Origin of the sequence: Streptococcus mitis (genome assembly GCF_002096845.1) — a bacterium.
In the GTDB taxonomy this organism is placed as follows: Bacteria; Bacillota; Bacilli; order Lactobacillales; family Streptococcaceae; genus Streptococcus; species Streptococcus mitis_A.
This window is the reverse complement of record NZ_NCVK01000039.1, coordinates 1-645: the sequence shown is the minus strand read 5'-3', so window position 1 is coordinate 645 and position 645 is coordinate 1. Positions and strand designations below refer to the sequence as shown.

Sequence of the window (645 nt, the reverse complement as noted above, 5' to 3'; positions counted from 1 at the left end):
TCTGCTTCAGTCAAGTTGCTTGGATCTACAACTGGTGTTACCGCTGGATCCTTAACTGCATTATCTGATGATTTCTTAACTGTATCACCTGATGGAATAACGGCTGTGCTGCCATCTGGGAAGGTTACTGTTGTTGTACCATCTTTGCCAACTTTAACATCTGTTACTGTTGGGTTTGATTTCTTAACTGCTTCTGCTACCTTAGCTTTTTCTGCTTCAGTCAAGTTGCTTGGATCTACAACTGGTGTTACCGCTGGATCCTTAACTGCATTATCTGATGATTTCTTAACTGTATCACCTGATGGAATTACGGCTGTGCTGCCATCTGGGAAGGTGACTGTTGTTGTGCCATCTTTGCCAACTTTAACATCTGTTACTGTTGGGTTTGATTTCTTAACTGCTTCTGCTACCTTAGCTTTTTCTGCTTCAGTCAAGTTGCTTGGATCTACAACTGGTGTTACCTCTGGATCCTTAATTGCGTTATCTGATGATTTCTTAACTGCATCACCTGATGGAATTACGGCTGTGCTGCCATCTGGGAAGGTTACTGTTGTTGTGCCATCTTTGCCAATCTTAACATCTGTTACTGTTGGGTTTGATTTCTTAACTGCTTCTGCTACCTTAGCTTTTTCTGCTTCAGTCAAG

At 42.0% G+C, this 645-nt stretch carries 1 protein-coding gene; it reads right to left on the bottom strand.

What is annotated here, in order from left to right:
* A partial coding sequence (locus B7695_RS11110) for a MiiA motif-containing surface protein (protein WP_474104097.1) occupies nt 1-645 on the bottom strand: 645 nt, incomplete at both ends.